The organism is Microbacterium sp. H1-D42, assembly GCF_022637555.1.
In the GTDB taxonomy this organism is placed as follows: Bacteria; Actinomycetota; Actinomycetes; order Actinomycetales; family Microbacteriaceae; genus Microbacterium.
The window spans coordinates 2,257,955-2,283,162 of record NZ_CP093342.1 but is presented as its reverse complement, the minus strand read 5'-3'; the positions used below and the strand labels follow the sequence as shown (position 1 = coordinate 2,283,162).

The following is a 25,208-nucleotide window of genomic DNA, read 5'->3' as shown; positions in this document are numbered from 1 at the left end:
GAGAGGCGCCCTTCCCGAATGAACGGGGAGGGCGCCTCTCACGTGTGGATGTCAGTCGAAGATGCCGTCGAGGATGCTGCCGATCACGAGGCCGCCGAGCACACCGCTGACGATGTCGCTGCCGCCACCGCCACGACGTCCACCCGGACCCCAGCCCTGTCCTCCGCCGCCACCCCAGTTCTGGTCCTGCGGGCGGGAGGAGTCGATGTCGCGCTGCGCGAGCTGCAGAGCCTCGGATGCCAGCTGGGCCACTCGACGGGCGGACGAGAGCGCCTGCTCACGGGTGTCTTCCGCCGGCAGCAGCGCCGGCAGATCCACGCGCAGCCGCTCCGCCTCGGCGAGCCGGGTGCGCGCGTCGGCGCCGATCCAGCCGCGGTGTCCGGCGATCAGACCCCGGGCGACGCCGAGTTGACGATCGGCGTCGTCGATGGCGTGCTGCACGTGCTCGAGCGAGGGGAGTGGATGCTGGGCTCGGTAGTTCGCCTTGTCGATGGCCGCATCCAGGGCGGTGTTCGCGGCGCGCAGGCGACTCAGCTCGGTGAACGGATCGTTGCGCTCGGCGGCCGGGGTCAGCTCACGGAGCGCCGCTTCCAGCTCAGCGGTCGCGGCGACGACCTCCGGCACCTGCGGGGCATTGCGGGCCGCGACGATGTCGCCGCGGGAGTCTGCCACGACATCGGCCAGGGTCGACTCGGCGCGCAGGGCCTCGATCTCGAAGTCCTCGACAGCGTCGAGGATCGCTCCGGCACGACGTACGGCCTCGGTCGCGGTCTCGAGCGCCAGGTTGGCCTCTTCGTTCTGCTTGGCGGCACGCCGGCGTTCTGAGACATCGGCACCGTGGGTGGCGAAGGCGATCAGCTGCTCGGATTCGTCGCCGGCCGACGCGATCCGCCGCATCGCCGTCTCGGAGTACCGAGAGGCGAGACGCTCGACCGCGGCACGTGCCTGCGGCACGCGGGCTGCCAGCGCCTCAGCATCCGCTCGGACCTGGGCCATGACCTCGGGGGCGCGACGCACCTTCGCGACCACCTCTGCGAGCGCGCCGGTCTTCTCGTCGAGCAGGCCCTCTGCCCACTCGCACAGCTGCAGGATGCGCGCGTTGCGGGTGCGCAGCTCCTCAGCGGTGTCCGGGATCTCGTCGTGGTTCAGCTGATGCAACTGGAACGCCTCGCGCAGGTGGGTGCGCACGCCGTCGAGCGCCGCCTTCAGATCGGCGGTCAGCGACTCGCCGAGCTCGGCCTGGGCGAAGGCGAGCTCATCGGCTGTCGTGCGGATGCGCTCATCCGCGGCGACAAGCGCCTTCTCGGCGTGGCGCGCGAGACCCGAGTCCTGCGCCGCCAGCGCTTCCTGCTCACGTTTGCGTTTGCCCCAGAATCCGGCCATTCCTCGATCCTACGGTCGCAGTCTCAGGCTGCGCTGTGCATCCGATGCGCCTGCGGCGAACAGCGGGCGCATCTCTGCTCTGCCGCCACCGTGGGCGAGGGCGGTCAGGAGTGCACCTTCGCCGGACGACCGCGCTTGGGTCGCTCGGTGGACAGCTCAAGTCCCATGGCGTGGTGCGGGTGGGTGGTCAACCGCTGCTCGATGTGATCGAGCCAGCGCACTTCTGCCTGCACGGCGAAGATCATCGAGTCGACCACCAGCGACCGGGCCAGGTCCTCCGCGCCGTCCGGATCGGCGCCGCCGTCGTTCGCGCGGTTCAATTCCTGCAGTTGGGTGAGCGATGCCTCGCGCTGGTGGTGGATCACCGACGCGACATCGACCCCCGGCAGGGTTGCCGCGACGGCCAGCTTGATGGCCAGCTCATCGCGGGTGCCGGACTGTCTGAGCACGGGGGAGTCCAGCCATGCCCTCACCTCGATGCGCCCGGCTTCCGTGATCTGGTGATACACGTGACCGTGGTCGTCGGTGTCGCCCTTGACGACCAGGCCGTCGCGCTCGAGTCGTTCGAGCGTGTTGTAGATCTGACCGACGTTCAGCGGCCAGGTGGATCCGGTGCGTCGGTCGAACTCGGCGCGCAGCTGATAGCCGTAGCACGGGCCCTGATCGAGGATGGCGAGCAGGCTCTGGCGGACGGACATGAAGCACTCCGATCGTTTCCCGGTATTGCATTTCTATGTATACACGTAGGCGGAAATGCGCCGGGGTGCGATCATTCGAATCGGCGAGTCCGTTCGCGCTCAGCGTCGTCGAACTCGCTCGTGCACAGCATCCACTTGTCACAGGCCGGTAACATGGCAAAGCATGTTTCGGCGCAGATCCTTGTGCTGGACCGAATACCCAAGGGAGACATCCGTGGCGAATCCTCTCGAGAAGCTGCTGCGCGCCGGTGAAGGACGCATCCTTCGGCGACTGAAGCAGGTCGCGAAAGCCGTGAACGCGCTGGAAGACGACTTCGAGAAGCTCACCGATGACGAGCTGCGCGGCGAGACCGCCGAGCTGCGCGCCCGGTTCGAAAAGGGCGAGACCCTCGATCAGCTCATGCCCGAGGCCTTCGCCGCCGTGCGCGAGGCTGCCAGGCGCACCCTGGGCATGCGCGCCTATGACGTGCAGATCATGGGTGGTGCGGCCCTGCACCTTGGCAACATCGCCGAGATGAAGACCGGTGAGGGCAAGACCCTGGTCGCCGCGTTCCCCTCGTACCTGAATGCGATCGCCGGCAAGGGCGTGCATGTCATCACGGTGAACGACTTCCTCGCCTCGTATCAGTCCGAGCTGATGGGCCGCATCCACCGCGCACTCGGCATGACCACGGGCACGATCATCTCGGGCCAGACACCAGAGGTGCGTCGCCAGCAGTATGCCGCCGACATCACCTACGGCACGAACAACGAGTTCGGCTTCGACTACCTGCGCGACAACATGGCCTGGCGCCAGGAGGATCTCGTTCAGCGCGAGCACTTCTTCGCGATCGTCGATGAGGTCGACTCGATCCTCATCGACGAGGCGCGCACGCCGCTGATCATCTCGGGTCCGTCGTCTGGCGAGGCCAATCGGTGGTTCACGGAGTTCGCCAAGATCGCCCGCACGCTCGAAGTCGGCGAGGACTACGAGGTCGACGAGAAGAAGCGCACGGTCGGCGTGCTCGAGCCCGGTATCGAGAAGGTCGAGGACTACCTCGGCATCGACAACCTCTACGAGTCGGCCAACACCCCACTGATCTCGTTCCTGAACAACTCCATCAAGGCGATCGCGCTGTTCAAGAAGGACACCGACTACGTCGTGATGAACGACGAGGTCATGATCGTCGATGAGCACACCGGGCGCATCCTGGTCGGCCGCCGCTACAACGAGGGCATCCACCAGGCGATCGAGGCGAAGGAGGGTGTGCCGGTCAAGGCCGAGAACCAGACCCTGGCCACGGTCACGCTGCAGAACTACTTCCGCCTGTACGAGAAGCTCGCCGGCATGACCGGTACCGCCGAGACCGAGGCGGCCGAGTTCATGTCGACGTACCAGCTCGGCGTCGTGCCGATCCCGACCAACCGCCCGATGATCCGCAAAGATCAGCCAGACCTGGTCTACAAGAACGAGCAGGCCAAGTTCGCGCAGGTCGTCGAGGACATCGCCGAGCGTCACGCCAACGGTCAGCCCGTGCTGGTGGGAACGGTCAGCGTCGAGAAGAGCGAGTACCTGTCGCGCCTGCTCGCGAAGAAGGGCGTCAAGCACGAGGTGCTCAACGCCAAGAACCACGCGCGTGAGGCGGAGATCGTGGCCTTGGCCGGCAAGCTCGGCGCAGTCACAGTGGCCACGAACATGGCCGGTCGCGGTACCGACATCATGCTCGGCGGCAACGCCGAGTTCCTGGCCGTGCAGGACCTCAAGGCGAAGGGGCTCGATCCCGAGGAGACGCCAGAAGAGTACGAGGCCGCGTGGGATGAGACCTACCAGGCTATGAAGAAGAAGGTCGCCGAAGACGGTGTGAAGGTCACCGAGGCGGGCGGCCTGTACGTGCTCGGCACCGAGCGTCACGAGTCGCGCCGCATCGACAACCAGCTGCGCGGACGCTCCGGACGTCAGGGCGACCCCGGCGAGAGCCGCTTCTACCTCAGCCTCACGGACGACCTGATGCGTCTGTTCCAGTCCGGCGCCGCCGAGGCGATCCTGTCCCGCACGAACTTCCCTGATGACATCCCGATCGAATCCGGCATGGTCAGCCGCGCGATCCGCAGCGCGCAGTCGCAGGTCGAGGCGCGCAACGCCGAGATGCGCAAGAACGTGCTCAAGTACGACGATGTGCTCAATCGTCAGCGCGAGGCCATCTACACCGACCGCCGGCAGATCCTGCACGGCGATGACATCGCCGATCGCGTGCACCACTTCATCGAGGACGCCATCGGGGGTGTGGTCGATGACCACACATCTGAGGGTCACACCGAGAGCTGGGACTTCGACGCACTGTGGACCGAGCTCAAGACGCTCTACCCGATGGGCGTCACGATCGATGAGGTCGTCGCCGAAGCCGGCGACCGCAAGGGCGGCATCACCGCGGAGGGGCTCAAGCGCGAACTCCTCTCGGACGCCCTGATCGCGTATGAGAAGCGCGAGGAGGCCCTCGGCGAGGCGGCGACGCGTGAGCTGGAGCGTCGCGTCGTGCTGCAGGTGCTCGACCGCCGCTGGCGTGATCACCTCTACGAGATGGACTACCTGAAGGATGGCATCGGCCTTCGTGCCATGGCACAGCGCGACCCGCTGATCGAGTATCAGCGCGAGGGCTACGCGATGTTCCAGGCGATGATGGGACAGATCAAGGAGGAGTCCGTCGGCTACCTCTACAACCTCGAGGTCGAGGTGCGTCGCGCCGGCGATGACCAGACTCAGGTCGAGGCCAAGGGGCTCGTCGACGGGCAGCCCGAGCAGAAGCTCGAGTACTCGGCTCCCAATGACTCCGGCGACGTCGAGGTGCGCAACGACCGCGGACAGGTGCAGCAGGCCGCCACTGCGCGGCTGCGCAAGGCGAACGAGGGTGGCGAGACGCGGGGCGCGTTCGGACAGCCGACGGATGCTGCGCAGGACGACGCTCCGGTCAACCGTCAGCAGCGTCGCGCTCAGCAGCGCAAGAAGGGCTGAGCCGGCTGCCGAGTGGACCGGGGCGCCCATGCGCCCCGGTATCCTTGGCGCATGACCCGCCGCACACTGGACCAGTCCTCCAAGCTGAAGAACGTTCTCTACGAGATCCGAGGCAAGGCACTGGTCGAGGCGGCGCGACTGGAGTCCGAGGGTCATCAGATCCTCAAGCTGAACACGGGCAACCCGGCGATCTTCGGGTTCGAGGCGCCGCACCAGATTGTCCGCGACATGCTGGCCGCGCTGCCCAGCGCCCACGGCTACAGCGACAGCAAGGGCGTGATCTCGGCACGGCGCGCCGTGGTGAGCCGCTATGAGGAGACCCCGGACTTCCCGCGCTTCGATCCCGATGACGTCTATCTCGGCAACGGCGTCTCCGAGCTGATCACCATGGTCATGCAGGCGCTGCTCGACCAGGGTGACGAGGTGCTCATCCCTGCGCCGGACTATCCGCTGTGGACGGCGATGACCTCGCTCGCGGGTGGAACGCCTGTGCACTACCTGTGCGACGAGGAGAACGGCTGGCAGCCCGACCTCGAGGACATCCGCTCGAAGGTGACGCCGCAGACGAAGGCCATCGTCATCATCAACCCGAACAACCCCACCGGGGCGGTGTACTCACGCGAGGTGCTCGAGGGCATCGTGCAGATCGCGCGCGAGAATCAGCTGCTGCTGCTCTCGGACGAGATCTACGATCGCATCCTGTTCGACGGTGCCGAGCACATCCCCACCGCCACCCTCGCGCCGGACCTGCTGTGCCTCACCTTCAACGGACTGTCGAAGACGTACCGAGTCGCCGGCTATCGCTCCGGCTGGCTCGTGATCACCGGACCGAAATCGCACGCCAAGGGATTCCTCGAGGGGATCACGCTGCTGGCCTCGACGAGGCTGTGCCCGAATGTGCCCGCCCAGCACGCCGTGCAGGCGGCGCTGGGTGGTGTTCAGTCCATCGATGCGCTCATCGGGCCATCGGGGCGCCTGCATGAGCAGCGCGACATCGCGTGGAAGGGTCTGGAGGCGATCCCGGGGGTCAGCTGTGTCAAGCCCGAAGGCGCGCTGTACGCGTTCCCGAAACTCGACCCGAACGTGCACGAGATCCGCGACGACGAGAAGCTCGTCTATGATCTGCTGGTGTCGGAGAAGATCCTGCTCGTGCAGGGCACCGGCTTCAACTGGCCGACCCCGGATCACCTGCGCGTCGTGACTCTGCCCGAGGCCAGGGTGCTCAGCGAGGCCGTCGAGCGGCTCGGGAACTTCCTGTCGAGCTACCGGCAGTGACCTGCTCGCGCGCCTGTGCGCGCGTGCCGAGGCTCGAGGCGATCCGGCGCACGGCCGAGACGAGCTGCGAACGGGGTGCGACGTCGGCGATCGCCCTGGCGTGCAGCGCCGCCGCATCCGCCGCGCGCTGATCGTACGGCAGGAAAGCGACGTCGTCGATGCCGGCGAACCGGTCGAGTGTGCGGCGCACCTGACCTCGCGCGTCGATTCCGAGCGGCCCTGGTCGCACTCGGTTGGCGATGACGGTGACGGGAGTGCCGCCGATGAGATGTCGCAGCTCGGCGTGCCCGCGCAAGAAGCGGCTCACACCGAGCGGATCGGCCGACAGCACCGCCACGACCTCGTCGGCCTCCAGCAGCGCTGCGGCCGTTGCTGCATGTCTGGCGGTCGGGACCGGATCGAGCGGGTCGTCATCCTCGTCGAATGCCGCGGCGACATCGACGACGGTCTCATCGAGCCAGTCGCGGCAGACTGCCAGGGTCGTGCGCAGGCGTCCGGCAGTGAGCTCGGGCCATCGTGCTGGACGGTTCAGGCCGCCCAGCACATCGATCGTGCCGCCGGAGGTCTCCACCGCCGTTGCCAGGCGCGAGAGCTCGGCGACATCGAGACTGCCGAGTTCCGCACGACGGCACGCGGCCGCGAGCCCAGGTGATTCGTCGCCGAGACCGAGCTGCAATGCCACCGACGGCGCGACACTGTCGGCGTCGACGAGCGCGGTGCGCCGCCCGGCGCGTGTCAGCTCGACCGCCAGCTGGATCGCGAGCGTCGTGCGCCCTGGTGCCCCGTGCGGCCCCCAGACGGCGATCACGCGAGAGGGCCTTCGCCCGGTGTCAGCGTCCGGCGCGACCGAAGGGCTCTCCGTCAGCGCCTGCACGATGCGCCAGGCGGGCGTGTCGTACGGCAGTGGGGCGGGCAGTCCGAAACGCGACGCGATGCGCGAATCCGCTGTGCCGACTGGGATCACCCGCACGCCGGCACGGTCGCACGCGCTGACCAGGTCAGGGGTGAGCACCGCGCGGCTCGGACTGAGCAGCACGGCGTCGTGACCGGCGAGCGAGGTGCCATCGAGCGCTTCAGGGGCGATGACGTGGACATCGACGCCTTCGAGCTCGAGGTCGGATGCCAGCATCGACGCATCCTCAGCGTTGAGGGCGAGGATCACCGAGGTCATGAGCCGCCACCCGCGGGGACGAGCGAGATCGCGTCGCCACCCGTGATCGCGGCGAGAACATCGGCGACGTCGCCGCGATCGATCGCAAGCTCCACATCCGTGCGCGTCTGCGCCAGCATTCCGTCGGCCTCTGCCACCTTCACGACCACGGCGTCTCCCACGAGGATGCGCGGATCCTCGAACGAGCGGCCGTCCTTGCTCAGCGGTGCGTGCCACACTTCCACGACGGTTCCGGCCGACATCCCGGCGGGCGTCGCGGTGCTGCTCACGACGACGGTCGTCGTGCGGGCCTGCTCTGTCGTGCCGACCGCCGAGCGCGGCACCAGCTCGCCGTCGGCGAGGGTCCGCGTCGCGATCGAGCCCGGCGCCAGATCCTGGGGCGCCAGATAGGTGTCGGTCAACGCACCCAGTCCGACATCGACTACCTGGAGGTCATCGGAGCTGATCGGCTCGCCCAGCACGATCGTGCGGGTGGCCTGCAGCACCGGCGCGGTCTGCCGCGATGACGAGACGAGCAGCCAGACGCCGGCGACGGAGGCGATCACCAAGACGATGCCGATCACGAAGCGGATGTCGCCGAAGACCGGCCTGCGGGCACGAGAGTGCGTCATGCAGCAATCGTCACAGATTGCGTGCATGTGGCGGAAAAGTTATCCACAGCGCCGCGTTCACCTCGTCCTGACGGGGGAGCGTCGGGGAGAATGAGAGCATGCCCGAAGCATCCGAGATGGCTCCGCGCTTCCTCGCGCCAGCGCAGGTGGCCGAGCTGCTGAGCATCGAGGTCGATGAAGTCATCGCCCTCGTGCAGGAGGGGCGCCTGCGCGGATCGCAGCTCGGCTCCCCACCACGCTGGCGAGTTGAGGAGTCGAGCCTCGCCGACTACTTGGCCGAGCAGTCCGAACACGCACGGCGGATGGCGTTGTGGCGCCAGGCGAATGAGGCCAGCTTCCCCGAGGTGTGGGGCACCACGCCGCTGCACCGCGACTGACTGCGCTGCCAGCACTGATTCCGGCGGACGTACGCGTCACGCGGCCGACGAGGCGCCCTCGACCCGCACCCATGACACGGCCGTGAAGGGGATGCTGCGAAACCCGCGCACCCCGCGCGTGCGTCGCGGCTCGTTCGCATCGTGCAGCGCGAGGTCGAGGTGATCGGCGCCGGCGCGATCGATCGACCCCTGCAGCGGGTCGCCGTTCTGCATGCCGATCGTGACTGGTGTGTGTCGCCGGGCGATGTCGCGCAGCACGAATCCGAAGGACATGCGCCCGCGCAGGTCGGTGTCGCTCGGGGCCGAGGTGAGACTGGCAAGCAGGATGCCATGGTCGACGCCGAATGAGCAGATGGCCGTCAGCGGCACGATGCGCAGCCGTGCATCACCGCTCGCGCTCACCCCGATCCAGTCGGCGCCGACGACCCGAAAGGGCGCCTCCCACCGCTCGCCGCTGAGAAGCTCCAGCAGCACAGTGCTCTCCGAGCCGACCATCGCCTGCAGGCGGTCGCGCAGAGTGAGCTTCGAGATCCGCAGCCGTTCGGACTCGGCATCCAGCGCGGCGCGCTCGGCCTCCCACTCGGCCGCGAGCTGACCTTCCAGGTCGTCGAAGAGATGCTGCCATTCCACCCGAACGACAGTAGGCCAAAAGCGCAGCGCACAGTCGAGTTATCCACAGATGTGCCGACGCTTCTTCCGCGGGCCGCGGTCGCATGTTCTACTTTCAGGAAGTTCGCTACGCAATCAATGCATCGATGACCAGCTGCATCGGGGGATCCCGGAATGACGACGACGTTGAGTGAGTACTTCGCTCCACAGCCCACCTCTGCCGCTGAACTGCCCGATCCCGAGCCATTGCTGCGCAGCCTGACACAGGGCGTTCTCGAAGTCCTCGCCGGCGTCCGAGAAGTCGATCAGCTGGCTCGCTGGTTCAGCGAGGATGCGTTCCGCGTTCTGGTCGCCCGCGCCAACCTCTCGGCGCGGGCCCGCAGCGCGCGTGGACAGGCACCAGCCCGCCCCGCCTTCCGGATCCTGTCGATCCACCAGAGCTCACCGTGTGAGAACGCCATCGAGGCGGCCGTGGTGGTCGCCGGCCCCGGTCGCACCAGGGCGGTTGCGATCCGGCTTGAAGGGCTCGACGGACGCTGGCGCGCGGCCTCACTCGCCGTGTTGTGACGGGCGTGGATCCGAAGGCGATCCAGGCCGTCCCAGTAGGCTGGACAGGTGTCAACACTCAGTGATCTCGTCCACGCCCAGGGGCGTCTGACCGACGCCGATGTCGAATGGCTGCATCGACTCGCCGGAGACGGCCAGCTGCTCGCCGACCTCGCCTCGGCCGACATGGTCATCTGGATAGCGACCGCGGACGGTACGTTCATCGCTGTCACGCATTCGCGTCCCAGTGGGGCCGCGACCCTGTTCTATCGTGACCTGGTGGGCGAGAAGGTGCGGCCGCAGTGGCGCACGCAGGTGCAGGCCGCGTTCGATTCCGGCGCGATCGTCGATTCGTCTTCGCCGGACTGGTTCGAGGAGACACCGACGCGCGTGCGGGCTGTGCCGATCGTGCGGGCGCAGAAGTCGGGCGAGAGCGCGATCATCGGCGTGCTCACCCGTCACACGAACCTCGGTGAGGTGCGTACGCCTTCGCGGCAGCAGATCAGCTTCGACGAGTGCGCGAACGACCTGTTCCACATGATCTCGAGCGGGGAGTTCCCCGATCTGGCGGCACCGACGGCACCGCGGCGCGGCGCGCCACGGGCATCCGACGGCCTGATCAGACTCGACGTCGATGGCATCACCACCTTCGCCAGCCCCAACGCGCTCTCTGCTTTCAACCGGATGGGCTTCGAGGACGAGCTCGAGGGCGAGTCCCTCGCCGAGGTCACGACGCGGATCGTGCCCCCCGCGCGCCAGGTCGACGAGTCGCTCCCTGTCGTCGTCACGGGGCGGGCGCCGTGGCGCACGGACATGGAAGCCCGCGGAGTCACCGTCTCGCTGCGCGCGATCCCCCTGAAGGATCACGGCAACCGGATCGGTGCGATCGTGCTGTGCCGCGACGTGTCGGAGCTGAGGCATCAGGAGCAGGAGCTGATCACCAAGGACGCCACGATCCGCGAGATCCACCATCGCGTCAAGAACAATTTGCAGACAGTAGGCTCGCTGCTGCGGATCCAGGCTCGTCGCACGCACTCGGAGGAGGCCCGTGACGCGCTGACACAGGCGATGCGACGGGTTGAGGCGATCGCCGTCGTACACGACACCCTGGCCAGCGGCCTGGCTCAGACCGTGGACTTCGACGAGGTGTTCGACCGCGTGCTCAAGCTCGTCGCCGAGGTCGCCGCCGCACCCAACACACGAGCGCGCACACACCTCGAGGGACGATTCGGCGTGCTGCCGAGCGAGTACGCCACCCCGCTCGCGCTGGCACTGACCGAAGTGGTCACCAATGCTGTCGAACACGGCCTGTCGGGTCGCGAGGGCGTCGTCAGCATCGAGGCGAAGCGCACGGCGGACCACCTGCGCGTCACCGTGACCGACACCGGTCACGGCCTGCCCGAGGGGCGGGTCGGTCAGGGACTCGGCACACAGATCGTTCGGACTCTCATCCAGGGCGAGCTCAGCGGCACCATCGAATGGAAGGGTGCCGAGGGCGAGGGCACTCAGGTGACCATCGACATCCCGATGCGGTGGATCATCGCCTGACGCGGATCATCGCCTTTACATGCAGAAGCGCCGGCTGCCTCCCGATGGGGTGGCAGCCGGCGCTTTCGTGATCTGTGGTGTCAGCCGGCGCGGCGGGCGCGCGCAGCGCGGCGCTTGAGAGCGCGACGCTCGTCTTCGGAGAGACCGCCCCAGACGCCCGAGTCCTGACCGGATTCCAGGGCGTACTGCAGACAGATCTCGGTGACGGTGCAGGTGGCGCAGACCGCCTTCGCCTTCTCGATCTGGTCGACGGCCGGGCCGGTGTTCCCGACCGGGAAGAACAGCTCGGGGTCGACAGTCAGGCAGGCGGCTTTGTCGCGCCAGTCCATAGATGGCTCCTCAGATAGGGTTCGGTGTGGTTGCCGCATTTGCGGCGGCGAGTTAGGGAGCGGATCGGGGGTCAGCTACCCTGGTCATGCAGGCAATTGCCCGCCCCACTCCGATGTGGGAGCACATGGCTTTGTCTATTTTGTTACAGAAACAATCTGAAATCAAGGGTTTTCCAGACAACTCGTAGAAGGAGTTCGCTTGCGTCCTTCCGTGCCCGCCGTCGCCGCAGCCACCCTCCTGGCGCTGCAGGGGGTCGCCGTCGCCGTCATGGGGCTGATGGAGCTGTTCGCCCTCGGCTCAGGCGCAGCCGCGTCGATGATGAGTGCGATCGCGCTGATCGTGCTCACACTCATCGCCGCGTTCGCTCTGTGCGCGTTCGCCTTCGGCACATTGCGCCGCGCCTCATGGGCGCGCTCCGGCGGAATCTTCGTTCAGGTGCTCGGAATCGCGCTCGCGCTGGCCTCTCTGACCGTCGAGCCGAAGATCTGGCTGTTCACGATCGGCGTCGGCGGGATCGCAGTGCTCGGGCTGGTGCTGCTGATCGCGGCTACGCGCCGCGATGGGGCATCCGATCCCCGCCTGCAGCCGAGCGCCGCCGACGAGAAGCCGGCAGGCACCGACGACTGACGCGACTCAGGCGTCGACGCCGAGTGTCTTGCGCAGCCGGGCGACGTGGCCGGTCGCCTTCACGTTGTACTGCGCGTGGGTGATGACGCCCTGCTCGTCGAGCACGAAGGTGGAGCGGATGACGCCCTCGATCACCTTGCCGTAGTTCATCTTCTCGCCCCACACGCCATACGCGGTGTGCACAGCATGATCGGGGTCGCTGAGCAGCTCGAACGGGAGCTCGTCGCGGTCGCGGAACTCGCGCAGCTTCTCCGGCGTGTCGCGGGAGACGCCCACGACCGTGTACCCGGCGCCCAGCAGCGACGCGATGCTGTCGCGGAAGTCGCACGCCTGAGTGGTGCAGCCCGGTGTCATGGCCGCCGGGTAGAAGTACAGGACCACCTTGCGCCCGCGCAGCCCGTCAAGCGTGACGGTGTTGCCGTCCTGGTCGAGGAGCGAGAAGTCGGGGGCAGGAGTACCGGGTTCCAGGCGCATGTTCGTCACCCCTTCACACTATCCCGGTTCTCGCGGCTGATCCGGTTCGTATCAGCCGCTGAAGGTGGCAAGCAGGCGCTGCAGCGAATCCAGCCGTGCGCGCCCCGCCTCGCTGAGAGTGCCGGCGACGGCGGCCTCATTCAATGCGCAGTCTTCGGCATCCGCCAGGTGCGTGCAGCCGCGTGGGCACTCCTCGGCGATCTCGGCCAACTCGGTGTACGCGGCGAGGATGTTCGCCGGATCGACGTGACCGAGGCCGAACGAGCGGACCCCGGGGGTGTCGATCACCCAGCCGGCACCGGCGGGGGAGGTGTATCGCAGAGACACGGTCGAGGACGACGTGTGCCGCCCTCGACCGGTGACCTCATTGACGTGTCCGGTGGCGCGCCTGGCATCAGGCACCAGCGCGTTCACGAGGGTCGACTTGCCCACCCCCGAGTGGCCGACGAAGACGGTGGAATGTCCGATCAGCGCCGCGCCGATCTCGTCGGTCGGCATCTCTGCCCGCGCACTGGTGAACACGGTGAGGTCGAGGCCGTCGAAGTGGGCGAGGAAATCGGTCGGATCGGCGAGATCGGTCTTCGTCACGACCAGCAGCGGTCGGACGCCGGCGTCCAGCGCCGCCACGAGGTAGCGGTCCACGAGACGCGCGCGCGGCTCGGGATCAGCCGCGGCGACCACGATCAGCATCTGATCGGCGTTGGCGACGATGACGCGCTCGACCTGGTCGGTGTCGTCGGCGCTGCGGCGCAGCAGTGACGTGCGCTCGACGATGCCCACGATGCGAGCGAGTGTGCCCTCATCGCCCGAGGTGTCGCCCACCACGCGGGCGCGATCTCCGGTGACGATCGGGGTGCGGCGCAGTTCGCGGGCACGGGTGGCCGTGATGGTGCGCTCGTCCGCGCCGTCCTCGTCGATCAGCACGCTGTAGCGACCACGGTCGACGCCGAGGATCCGTCCGATCCTGGCATCCTCGTGGGCGGGGCGGCGTTTGGTGCGCGGGCGGTTGGCCTTGGGGTTCGGGCGAGTGCGGATGCTGTTCTCGTCGAAGTCATCGACGTCGTCGAGGTCATCGTCGCCCAGCCAGCTCACGCGATGGCGCCCTTCAGCATCCGCTCCCACAGCTGGGTGAACTCGGGCAGTGTCTTGGCCGTGGTTCCGATGTCATCGACCTCGACGCCGGGAACCCGCAATCCGATCAGCGTGCCCGTGGTGGCCATCCGGTGGTCGTGGTGCGCCGGCCAGACACCGCCGTGCAGCGGTCGAGGGACGATCCGGAGACCGTCAGGCAGCTCTTCGGCCTCGCCGCCCAGTGCACGCAGGTTCGCGATCAGTGCGGCGATGCGGTCAGTCTCATGGGTGCGGATGTGGCCGACACCGCGGATGGTGGTGGGGCCGTCGGCGAATGCTGCGAGCCCGACGATCGTCGGCGTGAGCTCGCTGGCCGCGGACAGATCGATGTCGAGGCCGCGAATGCGGTCGCCTGCCCTGACGGTGAGCGCGCCGGCATGCCGGCTGGTGTGAGCGCCGAGGGCGTGCAGGATGTCAGGCAGAAGTGCGCCGGGCTGCGTGGAGTGCAGCGGCCATCCGGCGACCGTCACCTCACCGCCGGTGACCAGTGCCGCCGCCAGGAACGGTGCCGCGTTGGAGAGATCCGGTTCGATCGTGACGTCCTTGCCCCGCGGTGTGCCCGCCTCGACGAGCCACTCGCCCACGGCCGGACGCTCGATGCGGATGCCGCGCCGGCTGAGGCATTCGATGGTCATGTCGATGTGCGGCAGGCTCGGCAGCGTCGCGCCGGTGTGCACCAGGTGCAGCCCGACGTCGAAGCGGGGCGCGGCCAGCAGAAGTCCGGAGACGAACTGGCTGGAGCCGGAGGCGTCGATCTCAACGCGTCCTCCGCGCACACGGCCGCGGCCGCGCACGGTGAAGGGGAGCGACCAGTTGCCTTCGTCGTCGACGTCCACGCCGAGGTCGCGCAGTGCGGTGATGATGGCGCCCATGGGACGGTGCAGTGCGTTCTCGTCGGCGGTGAGATGCACGTCGTCGTGCGCGATGCCCGCCAGCGGAGCGATGAAGCGCATCACCGTGCCGGCCTGACCGCAGTCGATCGTGACCCCGCCGCCGAGCGGTGCGGGGGTGACGAGCAGATCGGGACCGAACTCGCCGCCGGAGGGCACTTCCTCGATGCTGATCCCGAGCAGTCGCAGCGCGTCGACCATCCGTCGCGAGTCGTCGGAGTGCAGCGGGCGGATCAGCCGACCCGGACCGTCGGCGATCGCGGCGATCATCAGCTCGCGGTTGGTCAGGGACTTCGACCCCGGAATGGTGACGGACGCGTGCACGGGCAGGTCGATACTCGGCGCGAGGTAGGAGCCTCGTGCCGGGGCGGGGGAATACCGTTGTGTGCTCATCGGTTCTTAGCCTAGTGAAGCCTGCGACACAGGGAGAGGAGTGCGACACATGACGGCGATTCTGACACGCGACAGCGTCGACACCACAGACATCGTCGATCTCGCCCGCCTAGACTGGCCGGTGATGGACGAGACAGCACCTGGCGACCCTCGACGCGACTTCGAGGAGCAGGCGATCCCCTACATGGATCAGCTCTATGCGGCGGCGATGCGCATGACGCGCAATCCCGCCGATGCGGCTGACCTGGTGCAGGAGACCTTCGTGAAGGCGTACGGGGCGTGGTCCTCGTTCTCGCAGGGCACGAACCTGAAGGCGTGGCTGTACCGCATCCTCACGAACACCTACATCAACATCTACCGCAAGCGGCAGCGCGAGCCGTTCCAGGGCACGATCGATGAGCTCGAGGACTGGCAGCTCGGCGGCGCGGAGTCGACCACCGCGACGCACAGCCGCTCGGCCGAGGCCGAGGCGATCGACCACATGCCGGCATCCGTCGTCAAGGATGCACTGCAGGAGGTGCCAGAGGACTTCCGCCTCGCGGTCTACCTCGCCGACGTCGAGGGATTCTCCTACCAGGAGATCGCCGACATCATGAAGACCCCCATCGGCACCGTGATGAGCCGTCTGCACCGTGGCAGGCGAATGCTTCGGGGGCTGCTGGCTGACTATGCCGCAGAGCGAGGAATCGCCGTGGCTGAACCTAGGAGCAGGAAATGAGCGACTGCGGCTGCGAGAAAGCCCGCCAGGACCTGGAGGAGTACCTCCGCAACGAGATCTGCATGACCGAGCACTCCGAGATCCGCGAGCACCTGGACAACTGCGCGTCATGCCAGAACGAGGCGCTGGTCGCGCGGACCCTGACCGAGGTCGTCGCACGCGCCTGCAAGGAGACCGCACCCGAGGAACTGCGGGAGCAGGTCTTCGCCCGGCTGCGCGTCGCTCAGAGCGCGTCTCACTGACCTCCGCCGGATCGCACGCACCCGTAGGCTGGGTGGATGACCGCACCGGAAGAGACCATCGTTCCCGTCGACCCCGACTCGCAGCGCCGTCTGCGCGAGAGCGGTCTGGACTACCGCATCGCCGACATGACGGTCGATGCGGATGCCGACGGATTCATGCGCGCCGATGCCAGGGGCTTCCTCGACGACGAGCCGACGGATGCCGGTGTCGCGCAGATGCGCGAGACCATGCGGCTGCGCCGCAACATCGGCGTCTACGACTCCGCAGCCGGCACGCTTCCGGTCGCGACGGTCAACTCCTGGGTCACCCCGATGACCGTGCCCGATGGCGAGATCGACATGTGGGCCATCAGCTCGGTGACCGTCTCCGGCACCCACCGTCGCCGCGGCATCGCGCGGGCGCTGCTGGAGGGCGAGCTGCGCGCCGCAGCATCCGCCGGCATCCCCCTCGCCGGGCTCACCGTCTCGGAGGCGACCATCTACGGCCGATACGGCTTCGCCCCGGCCGTTCCCGCAGCGCGACTGACGATCGACACGGCGCGCGCCGGCTGGGTCGGCGCGCCGGTGCCAGGACGCATCGCGTATGTCGACAAGCAGACTCTCGCCGAAGATCTCGAGGCCCTGCACGAGCAGTCGCGCCCGGCGCGATCGGGACAGGTGGCCGCGTGGCCAGGGCGCTGGCAGCGCATGGCCGGTCTCGCCGAAGGCGACAAGCAGGCTGCCGCTGTGCGTGGCATCCGATACCTCGACGCCGAGGGCGTCGTGCGCGGGGCGATCGCGTACACGCTCTCGGAGATCCCAGGGGCTTTCCGGTCCGAGCTGAGCATCCGCACCCTGCAGGCGACGACGGACGAGGCGCTGCGCGCCCTCTGGCAGTTCGTGGTGCAGCATGACCTCGTCGACCGCGCCAGCGTCGACCTGCGCCCGGTGGACGATCCGCTGACGTGGCTGGTCGCCGATCAGCGGGCGGTGAAGACCGAGGTGCACGACCACGGGTGGCTGCGAGTGCTCGACGTGTCGGCGGCGCTGCAGGCGCGCAGCTACCGCGCACCTCTCGATGTCGTACTCCGCGTCGAGGACCCACTCGGCTTCGCAGACGGCACCTGGCGGGTGCACATCGGCTCCGATGGCCGTGCGGATGTGCAGGCGAGTGAGGACCCGGCCGATGTGCGACTGAGCGTGGCCGAGCTGTCGGCGATCTACGTCGGGGGAGTGCGCGCTACCCAGCTCGCCGCTGCGGGACGCATCCACGGCGACGGACAGGTCATCTCCGCGATCGACGATGCCTTCCGCTCGGATCCGGCACCGCTGCTGGGCATCTGGTACTGAGTACGACAGCACTGAAAAAGCGGATGCCGTCGTTCCCCGGTCGGGGAGCGACGGCATCCGCCTTCTCTGCTCTGCGTGCGTCCGCGAGCGCGATCAGTCCAGCGTGAGCGCCGTCTTGAGCAGGGCGACCTGCTGGATGGCGTGCACCTTGGAGGAGCCGGTCGCCGGCGAGGCGGCGGCAGGACGCGCCACGGCGCGGAACTGACGCGGCCCTGGCACCTCGGCGAACTCGAGTGCCAGGAACGGCCAGGCGCCCTGGTTCTCGGGCTCTTCCTGCACCCACACCAGCTCGGCGTTCGGGTACGAGTCCGTGATCGCCTTGAGCTCGTCGATCGGCGTCGGGTACAGCTGTTCCAACCGCACCAGGGCGACCTCGGGGTTCGGGTTCTTGTCCAGCTCGGTGCGCAGATCCCAGTGGACCTTGCCGGAGTGCACGAGCACGCGCTTGACCGCGTTGCGGTCGAGGCCGCGCTGGTCGTCGATCACCGGCTCGAAGCGACCCTGCGTGAAGTCCTCGACTGCACTGGTCGCACCCCGCAGGCGCAGCATCGCCTTCGGCGTGAAGACGATCAGCGGCTTGCGTGGACGCTCGTACGCCTGACGGCGCAGCAGGTGGAAGTACGATGCCGGGGTCGACGGACGCGCCACATACATGTTGTCCTGTGCGCACAGCTGCAGGAAACGCTCGATGCGCGCCGACGAGTGGTCAGGTCCCTGGCCCTCGTAGCCGTGCGGCAGCAGCAGGACGACACCGGACTGCTGGCCCCACTTCTGCTCAGCGGAGGACACGTACTCGTCGATGACGGCCTGCGCGGTGTTGGCGAAGTCGCCGAACTGCGCCTCCCACAGCACAAGAGCCTCGGTGTTCTCGACCGAGTAGCCGTACTCGAACCCGAGCGCGGCGTACTCGCTGAGCAGCGAGTCGTAGACGAAGAACCGGCCCTGGCTGTCGGACAGGTTCGCCAGCGGCAGCCATTCCTGGCCGTTGGCGCGGTCGTGCAGCACGGCGTGCCGCTGCACGAAGGTGCCGCGACGCGAGTCCTGCCCTGCCAGTCGCACTGGAGTGCCTTCGACCAGCAGTGAGCCGAAAGCGAGCAACTCGCCGAAGCCCCAGTCGATGCCGCCTTCGCGACTCATGGTGACGCGCTTGTCGAGTTGCTGCTGCAGCTTCGAGTGCACCGTGAAGCCGTCCGGCTTGTTGGCGTGTGCGTCGCCGATGAGGTGCACGACCTCCAGCGCCACACCGGTGACCTCAGGGGCGCCGACGTGGTCGTCGACCGGGTTCAGGTCAGGGGCGATCGGAGTCGCGCCGGTCTCGGCCGCGTGCGTCTCGGCGAAGGCGATCTCCAGGCGGTTCTGGAAGTCGGCCTTGGCCTGATCGTACTCTTCTTCGGTGATGTCGCCGCGGCCGACGAGGCCGTCGGTGTACAGCTTGCGCACCGAGCGCTTCGCCTGGATCAGGTCGGTCATCAGCGGCTGGGTCATCGACGGGTCATCGCCCTCGTTGTGACCACGACGGCGGTAGCAGACCAGATCGATCACGACGTCGCGGTGGAAGCGCTCGCGGTACTCGAACGCGAGCTTGGCGACGTGGATGACTCCCTCGGGGTCATCGCCGTTCACGTGGAAGATCGGTGCCTGGATGGTCTTCGCGACGTCGGTGGAGTACACCGAGGTGCGCGAGTCGGTCGGCAGCGTGGTGAAGCCCACCTGGTTGTTCACCACGACGTGCACGGTGCCACCGGTGCGGTAGCCGCGCAGCTGCGACATCTGCAGCGTCTCGACGACGACACCCTGGCCGGCGAACGCCGCATCGCCGTGCACCAGGATCGGCAGCCACGCGAAGGTGCCGATCGGCTTGCGGTCCTGCTTGGCACGGACGATGCCCTCGAGCACGCCGTCGACCGTCTCGAGGTGAGACGGGTTGGCGGCCAGATAGACCGGAAGCTCCTGGCCCTCATCGGCGACGAAGGTGCCCTCGGTGCCGAGGTGGTACTTCACGTCGCCGGAGCCGCGCTGGTTACCGGGGGTGAGCGACCCCTCGAACTCGCGGAACACCTGGCCGTAGGTCTTGCCGGCGATGTTGGTGAGCACGTTCAGGCGGCCGCGGTGCGCCATGCCGATGGCCGCGCCGTCGAGCCCTGATGTGGCGGCGCCCTGCAGGATCTCGTCGAGCAGCGGGATCAGTGATTCGCCGCCTTCGAGTGAGAAGCGCTTCTGGCCGACGAACTTCGTCTGCAGGAAGGTCTCGAACGCCTCCGCCTCGTTGAGTTTGCGAAGAACACGCAGCTGCTCGTCGTGGCCGGGCTTGACGTACTTGATCTCGACCTTCTCCTGGAACCAGCGCCGCTGCTCGGGGTCCTGGATGTGCATGTACTCGATGCCGAGCGTGCGGCAGTACGAGTCGCGCAGCACGCCGAGGATGTCGCGCAGCTTCATCACGCGCTTGCCGCCGAAGCCGCCGGTGACGAACTCGCGATCGAGGTCCCAGAACGTCAGTCCGTGGCTCTCGATCTCGAGGTCGGGGTGCGAGCGCTGCACGTACTCCAGCGGGTCGATGTCAGCCATCAGGTGGCCGCGCACGCGGTAGGAGTTGATGAGCTCCTGCACACGGGACTGCTTGTCGACGCGCTCGGCGAGGTCGACGGCGATGTCGGCGTTCCAGCGGATCGGCTGGTAGGGGATGCGCAGCGCCGCGAAGACGTCGTCGTAGAAGCCGCGCTCGCCGATCAGCAGCTCGTGCACCTTCTTGAGGAACTCGCCGGAGCCAGCGCCCTGGATGACCCGGTGGTCGTAGGTGCTGGTGAGGGTGATCGTCTTGCCGATGCCGAGCTCGGTGAGGGTGCGCTCGCTGGCTCCCTGGAACTCGGCCGGGTAGTTCAGCGCGCCAGCGCCGATGATGCAGCCCTGGCCCTTCATCAGCCGCGGCACGGAGTGCACGGTGCCGATGCCACCGGGGTTGGTCAGCGAGACGGTGGTGCCGGCGAAGTCGGCCGCCGTGAGCTTGTTGCCGCGGGCGCGGGCGATGATGTCCTCATACGCGGCGAGGTACTCGCCGAAGGTCATCGTGTCGGCGCGCTTGATGCTCGGCACCAGCAGGGCGCGTGTGCCGTCCGGCTTGGGGACGTCGACGGCGATGCCGAGGTTGACGTGCGCGGGTGCGACGACCGACGGCTTGCCGTCGACTTCGGTGTAGAACACGTTCTGGCTCGGGAACTCCTTGAGCGTCTGGATCAGAGCCCAGCCGATCAGATGCGTGAAGCTCACCTTGCCGCCGCGCGTGCGCGACATGTGGTTGTTGATGACGATGCGGTTGTCGATCATCAGCTTCGCGGGGATGGTGCGCACGCTCGTCGCGGTGGGGACTGTGAGCGACTGATCCATGTTGGCCGCGAGGGTCTTGGGCATTCCGCGAAGGGGAGTGATGGTCTCCTCTTCGGTCGGCGCCTCTTCCTTCGCCTGCGGCTTGGGCGCCTGGGCGGGGATCGGAGCCTGCTTAGCCGGCTTCGCGGTCGTGCGCGCGACGGGCTGGGTGCCGATCACGGGGATGGGGGCGGTGACGGGGTGCGCGTTCTGCTCAGGGGCTGCCTGAGTCGCGGCATCCGGCGTGTAGTTCTCGAGGACCGGCCACCACTCCTTGTCGACGGAGTTGCGGTCCTTCTTGAACTGCTCGTACATCTCGTCCACGAGCCACGAGTTGGCTCCGAACCCCCCGTCGCCACCGACGCCGGTCACCTGGTTCGACACGCTTTATCGCCCTCTTTCGTCGCTGAATTCGTGGATGCGACTCGACGACGACTGAACATCGGGCCGCACTTGTGTAACAGTCTTCAAGCCTAATGCCAATCCGGGCGCATGACGCGTGCGCAACGACCACCTGAACGGGTCGTGCGAGTACCGTGACAGGCATGAAGTTCTCCGGTGAGCGACCCTCGGTGGATCTGACCTACTCCGACGTGTTCCTGGTGCCGCGTCGATCGGCAGTGAGCAGCAGGCTGCAGGTCGACTTGAGCCCGAACGACGGCACCCCGGCGACTCTGCCGCTGGTCGCGTCGAACATGAACTCGGTGACCGGCCCGCGGCTGGCAGCGACCCTGGCGCGGCGCGGAGGCCTTGGCGTGCTGCCGCAGGACCTGCCGCTGCAGGAGCTCGACGCCGCCATCCACTGGGTCAAGGACCAGCCGGTGCGGTGGGACACGCCTCTCGTGCTCTCGCCGCGCGCGACGGTCGACGACGCTCTGCGGCTGCTGCCGCCGACCTCGGGGCACGGGGTCGTCGTCGCGGATCGGCCGGCGGATGGCGCGTTGACACAGGATGCGATCCTCGGCATCCTCCCAGCGACGCGCCTGGCGACGGCACTGCCTGACGCGGCTCTCGGCGACCTGGTGCGCGGAAGCGCGCACGCCGTGGATGCGGAGGAGATCGCGGAGGGGCGGGCGGCGTTCGATGTGATCGATGCAGTGGATGCCGAGATGATCCTCGTACTCGAGCGGGGCCGCATGGTCGGCACCATGAGCCGCCGTACGGCCCTGCGGACGACGATCTACCAGCCGGCCGTCGACGCACACGGCCGGCTCGCGGTCGCGGCGGCCGTCGGCATCAACGGCGATGTGGCTGGAATGGCCCGCGCCCTGGCATCCGCCGGCGTCGATGTGCTCGTGATCGACACGGCACACGGTCACCAGGACGGGATGCTGCGGGCGCTGGACACCGTCGCGAAGCTCGGTCTCGGCATCCCGCTGGTCGCCGGGAACATCGTCACCGCTGAAGGCGTGCACGATCTCGTCGGCGCCGGAGCATCGATCCTCAAGGTCGGCGTCGGGCCAGGGGCGATGTGCACGACGCGAATGATGACCGCAGTCGGTCGCCCCCAGTTCTCGGCCGTGCTCGAGACCGCCGAGGCGGCACGGGCGCTCGGCGCGCACGTCTGGGCTGACGGGGGAGTGCGGTACCCGCGAGACGTCGCCCTTGCGCTCGCCGCCGGTGCCGCGTCCGTGATGGTCGGATCGTGGTTCGCGGGCACAATCGAGGCGCCCGGCGAGCTGCAGCACGACGCAGAAGGCCGCATGTTCAAGGAATCGTGGGGGATGGCATCGACTAAGGCGGTACACGCCAGGTTCGAGCGCCTCGACGCATTCGAGCTCGCACGCAAGGAGCTGTTCGCCGAGGGCATCTCGTCGTCGAAGATCTATCTCGACCCGTTGCGTCCGAGCCTCGAGGACCTGCTCGACATGATCAGCTCCGGTGTGCGCTCGTCGTTCACCTATGCCGGAGCGGCGACAGTCCCCGAGTTCCATGAGCGCGCGCTGGTCGGCCTGCAGTCGGCCGCCGGCTACGAGGAGGGCAAGGCCCTGCCGGTCAGCTGGTAGTGCGCTTCTCACAGCAGAATTCTGTAAGATCATGCGCACCATGGACGACCCTCCTTCTTGTAGTAGATCGCCCCATTGCCCGCTCCTCGCCGAAGTCGAGGACTTCAGCTGATGGAATTCCTGATGTTGGGCGTGGGGCTTCTGCTCATCGTGGGGACGGGGCTCTTCGTCGCCAGCGAGTTCGCACTGGTCAATCTCGACCGCGCCGAGCTCGAAGCACGCCAGGCCCGCGGGGAGACCCGCCTCGGCATGACGATCCGCGCTCTGAAGATCACCTCCACCCACCTCTCTTCCGCGCAGCTGGGCATCACGCTCACGACGCTGCTGACCGGTTACACGATGGAGCCGGCGATCACCAAGCTGCTCGCGCCGCTGATGGAGGGCTGGGGAGTGCCGGACGCCGTCGCCGTCCCCGTCTCGGTGACCATCGCCATGACGATCGCCACGCTGCTGTCGATGATCATCGGCGAGCTCGTGCCGAAGAACTTCGCCCTCGCGCTGCCGAGGGCGACCGCGAAGGTCGTCATGCCGTTCCAGACGGCGTTCACCGCAGTGTTCAAGCCCGCGGTCCTGCTGCTCAACGGCAGTGCCAACGGCGTGCTTCGCGCGATGGGCGTCGAGCCCAAGGAGGAGCTGTCGGGATCGCGCAGCGCAGAGGAGCTGTCCTCGCTGGTGCGCCGCTCGGCGAGTCAGGGTGTGCTCGAGAAGGACACTGCGACGCTGCTGGACCGCAGCCTCACCTTCGCGCGGCTCACGGCCGACGACATCATGACGCCGCGTCCGAGCATGCACTCGATCAGCATCGGAGACTCTGCCGACGACGTCATCCAGCTCGCCCGTCGCACTGGCCACAGCCGGTTCCCTGTCTACGACGACGACCTCGACGACATCTCCGGTGTCGTGCACGTGAAGGCCGCCGTCTCCGTACCGCGTGAGAAGCGCGCTGATGTTCCGGTCGGAGCACTCAGCACCGAGCCGCTGCGCGTGCCTGAGACCGTGCACCTGGACGTGCTGGTCGCCGAGCTGCGCTCGAAGGGCTATCAGATGGCGATCGTCGTCGACGAGTACGGCGGCACCGCTGGAATCGTGACCCTCGAGGACCTCGTCGAGGAGATCGTGGGCGAGGTCTCCGACGAGCACGACCGCTCCCGCGCGGGGATCGTCCACCGCGTCGACTCCATCACCTTCCCCGGTGAGCTACGCCCTGACGAACTGCTGACGCGCACTGGCATCCAGGTCCCGGAGGGCGAGGTCTACGACACCGTCGGCGGCTACATGATGAGCCAGCTCGAGCGGGTGCCTGCCCTCGGCGACGTGGTGCGAGTCGAGCACGGAACCCTCAGCGTGGTGCGGATGGACGGTCGACGCGTCGACCGTGTGCGGTACACCGCCGATCCTGCCTCAGATGAGACGGAGGCTGACCGGTGAGCGATTGGATGGGACTGGTCTGGCTGGTCATCCTGCTGGCCGGCAACGCCTTCTTCGTCGGCGGCGAGTTCGCCGTCATCTCAGCCCGGCGCTCGCAGATCGAGCCGCTGGCCGACCGCGGCTCCCGCGCTGCGAAGACCGCCCTGTATGCGATGGAGCACGCCACGCTCATGCTGGCCACATCGCAGCTGGGCATCACGATCTGCTCGCTGCTGATCCTGAATGTCTCGGAGCCGGCGATCCACCACCTGCTCGAGATCCCGCTGCACGCGATGGGCTGGGACGAATCGATCGTCTCGGTCACCTCGTTCGTCATCACGCTCGCCCTGGTGTCGTTCCTGCACGTCGTGTTCGGCGAGATGGTGCCGAAGAACCTCGCGTTCTCGATCCCCGATCGTGCGGTGCTGCTGCTGGCGCCGCCGCTGGTGTGGGTCTCGCGCGTGTTCCGGCACATCATCTGGGCGCTGAACGGCATCGCCAACGGCGTGCTGCGGCTGTTCGGCGTCGAGCCGAAGAACGAGGCGGCGTCGACGTTCACGATCGAGGAGGTCGCGACGATCGTGGATCGCTCGCGTCGCGAGGGCGTGCTCTCGGATGCCTCCGGAGCGGTCGCCGCGGCCGTGGAGTTCACCGACAAGAAGGCGCGCGACATCGCCGTTCCCCTTGCCGAGCTGATCACGCTGCCCCAGACCGCCACCCCGGACGACGTCGAGAAGGCGGTCGCCCGCTACGGGTTCTCGCGCTACGTGATCGTGGACGCAGAGCAGAACCCGATCGGCTACGTGCACCTGAAGGATGTCCTGCGGGCATCAGAGGGCGCGGAGGCGACAGCCACCGTCGATCAGCCGCTGCCGGCCAAGCGCGTGCACCACATGGTGCCGGTGCACGAGGAGACCGACCTCGAGGACGCGCTCGCCGCGATGCGGCGCGCAGGACGTCACCTGGCGAAGGTGCGCGACCACAGCGGTGAGACCACCGCCGTGCTGTTCCTCGAGGACATCCTCGAAGAGCTCGTCGGCGAAGTGCAGGACGCCACGCGCCGCGGATATCCCGGACGGTGATCCGCTCCC

22 protein-coding genes are annotated in these 25,208 nt (G+C 67.8%); 12 read left to right on the top strand and 10 right to left on the bottom strand.

Annotation, left to right across the window (positions count from 1 at the left end):
- Positions 1 to 51 precede the first annotated feature (51 nt).
- On the bottom strand, positions 52 to 1,383 hold the full coding sequence (locus MNR00_RS10925) for a hypothetical protein (RefSeq protein ID WP_241925954.1): 1,332 nt from the start codon (positions 1,381 to 1,383) through the stop codon (positions 52 to 54).
- A gap of 104 nt (positions 1,384 to 1,487) precedes the next feature.
- Positions 1,488 to 2,081 carry a PadR family transcriptional regulator gene (locus MNR00_RS10920; RefSeq protein ID WP_241925953.1) on the bottom strand — a complete coding sequence of 198 codons (594 nt, stop codon included), beginning with the start codon at positions 2,079 to 2,081 and terminating at the stop codon, positions 1,488 to 1,490.
- Positions 2,082 to 2,295: 214 nt separating this feature from the next.
- Here MNR00_RS10920 and secA point away from each other — a divergent pair, with 214 nt between their 5' ends.
- Positions 2,296 to 5,070, top strand: coding sequence for a preprotein translocase subunit SecA (secA, locus tag MNR00_RS10915; protein WP_241925952.1), 2,775 nt, complete (start codon positions 2,296 to 2,298; stop codon positions 5,068 to 5,070).
- A 51-nt stretch (positions 5,071 to 5,121) separates the two neighbouring features.
- Positions 5,122 to 6,345, top strand: a complete 1,224-nt coding sequence (locus MNR00_RS10910) for a pyridoxal phosphate-dependent aminotransferase (protein ID WP_241925951.1) — start codon at positions 5,122 to 5,124, stop codon at positions 6,343 to 6,345.
- Here the strand turns inward: MNR00_RS10910 and MNR00_RS10905 are convergent.
- Together MNR00_RS10905 and MNR00_RS10900 are read right to left on the bottom strand one after the other, a co-directional pair.
- Positions 6,293 to 7,516 carry a hypothetical protein gene (locus tag MNR00_RS10905; RefSeq protein WP_241925950.1) on the bottom strand — a complete coding sequence of 408 codons (1,224 nt, stop codon included), beginning with the start codon at positions 7,514 to 7,516 and terminating at the stop codon, positions 6,293 to 6,295. The two genes, MNR00_RS10910 and MNR00_RS10905, sit on opposite strands and share 53 nt — an antisense overlap.
- Complete coding sequence (locus tag MNR00_RS10900; RefSeq protein ID WP_241925949.1) at positions 7,513 to 8,127, bottom strand: SAF domain-containing protein; 615 nt, start codon at positions 8,125 to 8,127, stop codon at positions 7,513 to 7,515. Before MNR00_RS10900 ends, MNR00_RS10905 begins: the two co-directional genes overlap by 4 nt.
- Before the next feature lie 98 nt (positions 8,128 to 8,225).
- Between MNR00_RS10900 and MNR00_RS10895 the strand changes: the two genes are divergently transcribed.
- A complete protein-coding gene (locus tag MNR00_RS10895) occupies positions 8,226 to 8,504 on the top strand; it encodes a helix-turn-helix domain-containing protein (protein ID WP_241925948.1) in 279 nt (92 codons plus the stop codon).
- Between the two features lie 36 nt (positions 8,505 to 8,540).
- On the opposite strand, the gene MNR00_RS10890 is transcribed toward MNR00_RS10895, so the two are convergent.
- Positions 8,541 to 9,134 carry a hypothetical protein gene (locus tag MNR00_RS10890; RefSeq protein ID WP_241925947.1) on the bottom strand — a complete coding sequence of 198 codons (594 nt, stop codon included), beginning with the start codon at positions 9,132 to 9,134 and terminating at the stop codon, positions 8,541 to 8,543.
- Positions 9,135 to 9,287: 153 nt separating this feature from the next.
- On the opposite strand from MNR00_RS10890, the gene MNR00_RS10885 reads away from it, so the two are divergent.
- Together MNR00_RS10885 and MNR00_RS10880 are read left to right on the top strand one after the other, a co-directional pair.
- A complete protein-coding gene (locus tag MNR00_RS10885; RefSeq protein ID WP_241925946.1) occupies positions 9,288 to 9,680 on the top strand; it encodes an Rv3235 family protein in 393 nt (130 codons plus the stop codon).
- A gap of 48 nt (positions 9,681 to 9,728) precedes the next feature.
- Positions 9,729 to 11,207, top strand: coding sequence for a PAS domain-containing sensor histidine kinase (locus tag MNR00_RS10880; RefSeq protein WP_241925945.1), 1,479 nt, complete (start codon positions 9,729 to 9,731; stop codon positions 11,205 to 11,207).
- A gap of 80 nt (positions 11,208 to 11,287) precedes the next feature.
- Here MNR00_RS10880 and MNR00_RS10875 read toward each other — a convergent pair whose 3' ends face one another.
- Positions 11,288 to 11,536 (bottom strand): WhiB family transcriptional regulator, encoded by a 249-nt coding sequence (locus MNR00_RS10875; protein ID WP_071641453.1) that lies wholly within the window; start codon positions 11,534 to 11,536, stop codon positions 11,288 to 11,290.
- A gap of 199 nt (positions 11,537 to 11,735) precedes the next feature.
- On the opposite strand from MNR00_RS10875, the gene MNR00_RS10870 reads away from it, so the two are divergent.
- Positions 11,736 to 12,164 (top strand): hypothetical protein, encoded by a 429-nt coding sequence (locus MNR00_RS10870; protein WP_241925944.1) that lies wholly within the window; start codon positions 11,736 to 11,738, stop codon positions 12,162 to 12,164.
- 6 nt (positions 12,165 to 12,170) lie between these two features.
- Here MNR00_RS10870 and bcp read toward each other — a convergent pair whose 3' ends face one another.
- From bcp to aroA, 3 genes are read right to left on the bottom strand one after another with little or no spacing between them, the layout of a single operon-like run.
- Positions 12,171 to 12,638 carry a thioredoxin-dependent thiol peroxidase gene (gene bcp, locus MNR00_RS10865; protein ID WP_241928825.1) on the bottom strand — a complete coding sequence of 156 codons (468 nt, stop codon included), beginning with the start codon at positions 12,636 to 12,638 and terminating at the stop codon, positions 12,171 to 12,173.
- Between the two features lie 51 nt (positions 12,639 to 12,689).
- Positions 12,690 to 13,730, bottom strand: a complete 1,041-nt coding sequence (gene rsgA, locus MNR00_RS10860) for a ribosome small subunit-dependent GTPase A (RefSeq protein ID WP_241925943.1) — start codon at positions 13,728 to 13,730, stop codon at positions 12,690 to 12,692.
- Entirely contained in the window at positions 13,727 to 15,052 is a 1,326-nt protein-coding gene (aroA, locus tag MNR00_RS10855) for a 3-phosphoshikimate 1-carboxyvinyltransferase (RefSeq protein WP_241925942.1), read from the bottom strand. The genes rsgA and aroA overlap by 4 nt, the downstream gene beginning before the upstream one ends.
- A gap of 124 nt (positions 15,053 to 15,176) precedes the next feature.
- Here aroA and MNR00_RS10850 point away from each other — a divergent pair, with 124 nt between their 5' ends.
- The 3 genes from MNR00_RS10850 to MNR00_RS10840 are packed head-to-tail and all read left to right on the top strand — an operon-like array spanning position 15,177 to position 17,341.
- Entirely contained in the window at positions 15,177 to 15,770 is a 594-nt protein-coding gene (locus tag MNR00_RS10850) for a sigma-70 family RNA polymerase sigma factor (protein WP_241928824.1), read from the top strand.
- Positions 15,767 to 16,012, top strand: coding sequence for a zf-HC2 domain-containing protein (locus tag MNR00_RS10845; protein WP_241925941.1), 246 nt, complete (start codon positions 15,767 to 15,769; stop codon positions 16,010 to 16,012). The genes MNR00_RS10850 and MNR00_RS10845 overlap by 4 nt, the downstream gene beginning before the upstream one ends.
- 36 nt (positions 16,013 to 16,048) lie before the next feature.
- Positions 16,049 to 17,341: a GNAT family N-acetyltransferase gene (locus MNR00_RS10840; protein ID WP_241925940.1), complete on the top strand. Its 1,293-nt coding sequence runs from the start codon at positions 16,049 to 16,051 to the stop codon at positions 17,339 to 17,341.
- Between the two features lie 93 nt (positions 17,342 to 17,434).
- Here MNR00_RS10840 and MNR00_RS10835 read toward each other — a convergent pair whose 3' ends face one another.
- Positions 17,435 to 21,088, bottom strand: a complete 3,654-nt coding sequence (locus MNR00_RS10835) for a multifunctional oxoglutarate decarboxylase/oxoglutarate dehydrogenase thiamine pyrophosphate-binding subunit/dihydrolipoyllysine-residue succinyltransferase subunit (protein WP_241925939.1) — start codon at positions 21,086 to 21,088, stop codon at positions 17,435 to 17,437.
- Between the two features lie 161 nt (positions 21,089 to 21,249).
- Between MNR00_RS10835 and MNR00_RS10830 the strand changes: the two genes are divergently transcribed.
- The 3 genes from MNR00_RS10830 (at position 21,250) to MNR00_RS10820 (ending at position 25,199) form a co-directional block, all read left to right on the top strand.
- Entirely contained in the window at positions 21,250 to 22,710 is a 1,461-nt protein-coding gene (locus MNR00_RS10830; RefSeq protein ID WP_241925938.1) for a GuaB1 family IMP dehydrogenase-related protein, read from the top strand.
- Positions 22,711 to 22,821: 111 nt separating this feature from the next.
- A complete protein-coding gene (locus MNR00_RS10825) occupies positions 22,822 to 24,138 on the top strand; it encodes a hemolysin family protein (protein WP_241925937.1) in 1,317 nt (438 codons plus the stop codon).
- Positions 24,135 to 25,199 carry a hemolysin family protein gene (locus MNR00_RS10820; protein ID WP_241925936.1) on the top strand — a complete coding sequence of 355 codons (1,065 nt, stop codon included), beginning with the start codon at positions 24,135 to 24,137 and terminating at the stop codon, positions 25,197 to 25,199. The genes MNR00_RS10825 and MNR00_RS10820 overlap by 4 nt, the downstream gene beginning before the upstream one ends.
- The last annotated feature ends 9 nt before the right edge of the window (positions 25,200 to 25,208 follow it).

Excerpts from the sequence above, each read along its gene's own strand:
- MNR00_RS10925 (WP_241925954.1), bottom strand. The coding sequence starts at position 1,383 with ATGGCCGGATTCTGGGGCAAACGCAAACGTGAGCAGGAAGCGCTGGCG.
- MNR00_RS10920 (WP_241925953.1), bottom strand. The coding sequence starts at position 2,081 with ATGTCCGTCCGCCAGAGCCTGCTCGCCATCCTCGATCAGGGCCCGTGC.
- MNR00_RS10910 (WP_241925951.1), top strand. The coding sequence starts at position 5,122 with ATGACCCGCCGCACACTGGACCAGTCCTCCAAGCTGAAGAACGTTCTC.
- MNR00_RS10905 (WP_241925950.1), bottom strand. The coding sequence starts at position 7,516 with ATGACCTCGGTGATCCTCGCCCTCAACGCTGAGGATGCGTCGATGCTG.
- MNR00_RS10900 (WP_241925949.1), bottom strand. The coding sequence starts at position 8,127 with ATGACGCACTCTCGTGCCCGCAGGCCGGTCTTCGGCGACATCCGCTTC.
- MNR00_RS10895 (WP_241925948.1), top strand. The coding sequence starts at position 8,226 with ATGCCCGAAGCATCCGAGATGGCTCCGCGCTTCCTCGCGCCAGCGCAG.
- MNR00_RS10885 (WP_241925946.1), top strand. The coding sequence starts at position 9,288 with ATGACGACGACGTTGAGTGAGTACTTCGCTCCACAGCCCACCTCTGCC.
- MNR00_RS10875 (WP_071641453.1), bottom strand. The coding sequence starts at position 11,536 with ATGGACTGGCGCGACAAAGCCGCCTGCCTGACTGTCGACCCCGAGCTG.
- bcp (WP_241928825.1), bottom strand. The coding sequence starts at position 12,638 with ATGCGCCTGGAACCCGGTACTCCTGCCCCCGACTTCTCGCTCCTCGAC.
- aroA (WP_241925942.1), bottom strand. The coding sequence starts at position 15,052 with ATGAGCACACAACGGTATTCCCCCGCCCCGGCACGAGGCTCCTACCTC.
- MNR00_RS10850 (WP_241928824.1), top strand. The coding sequence starts at position 15,177 with ATGGACGAGACAGCACCTGGCGACCCTCGACGCGACTTCGAGGAGCAG.
- MNR00_RS10845 (WP_241925941.1), top strand. The coding sequence starts at position 15,767 with ATGAGCGACTGCGGCTGCGAGAAAGCCCGCCAGGACCTGGAGGAGTAC.
- MNR00_RS10840 (WP_241925940.1), top strand. The coding sequence starts at position 16,049 with ATGACCGCACCGGAAGAGACCATCGTTCCCGTCGACCCCGACTCGCAG.
- MNR00_RS10830 (WP_241925938.1), top strand. The coding sequence starts at position 21,250 with ATGAAGTTCTCCGGTGAGCGACCCTCGGTGGATCTGACCTACTCCGAC.
- MNR00_RS10825 (WP_241925937.1), top strand. The coding sequence starts at position 22,822 with ATGGAATTCCTGATGTTGGGCGTGGGGCTTCTGCTCATCGTGGGGACG.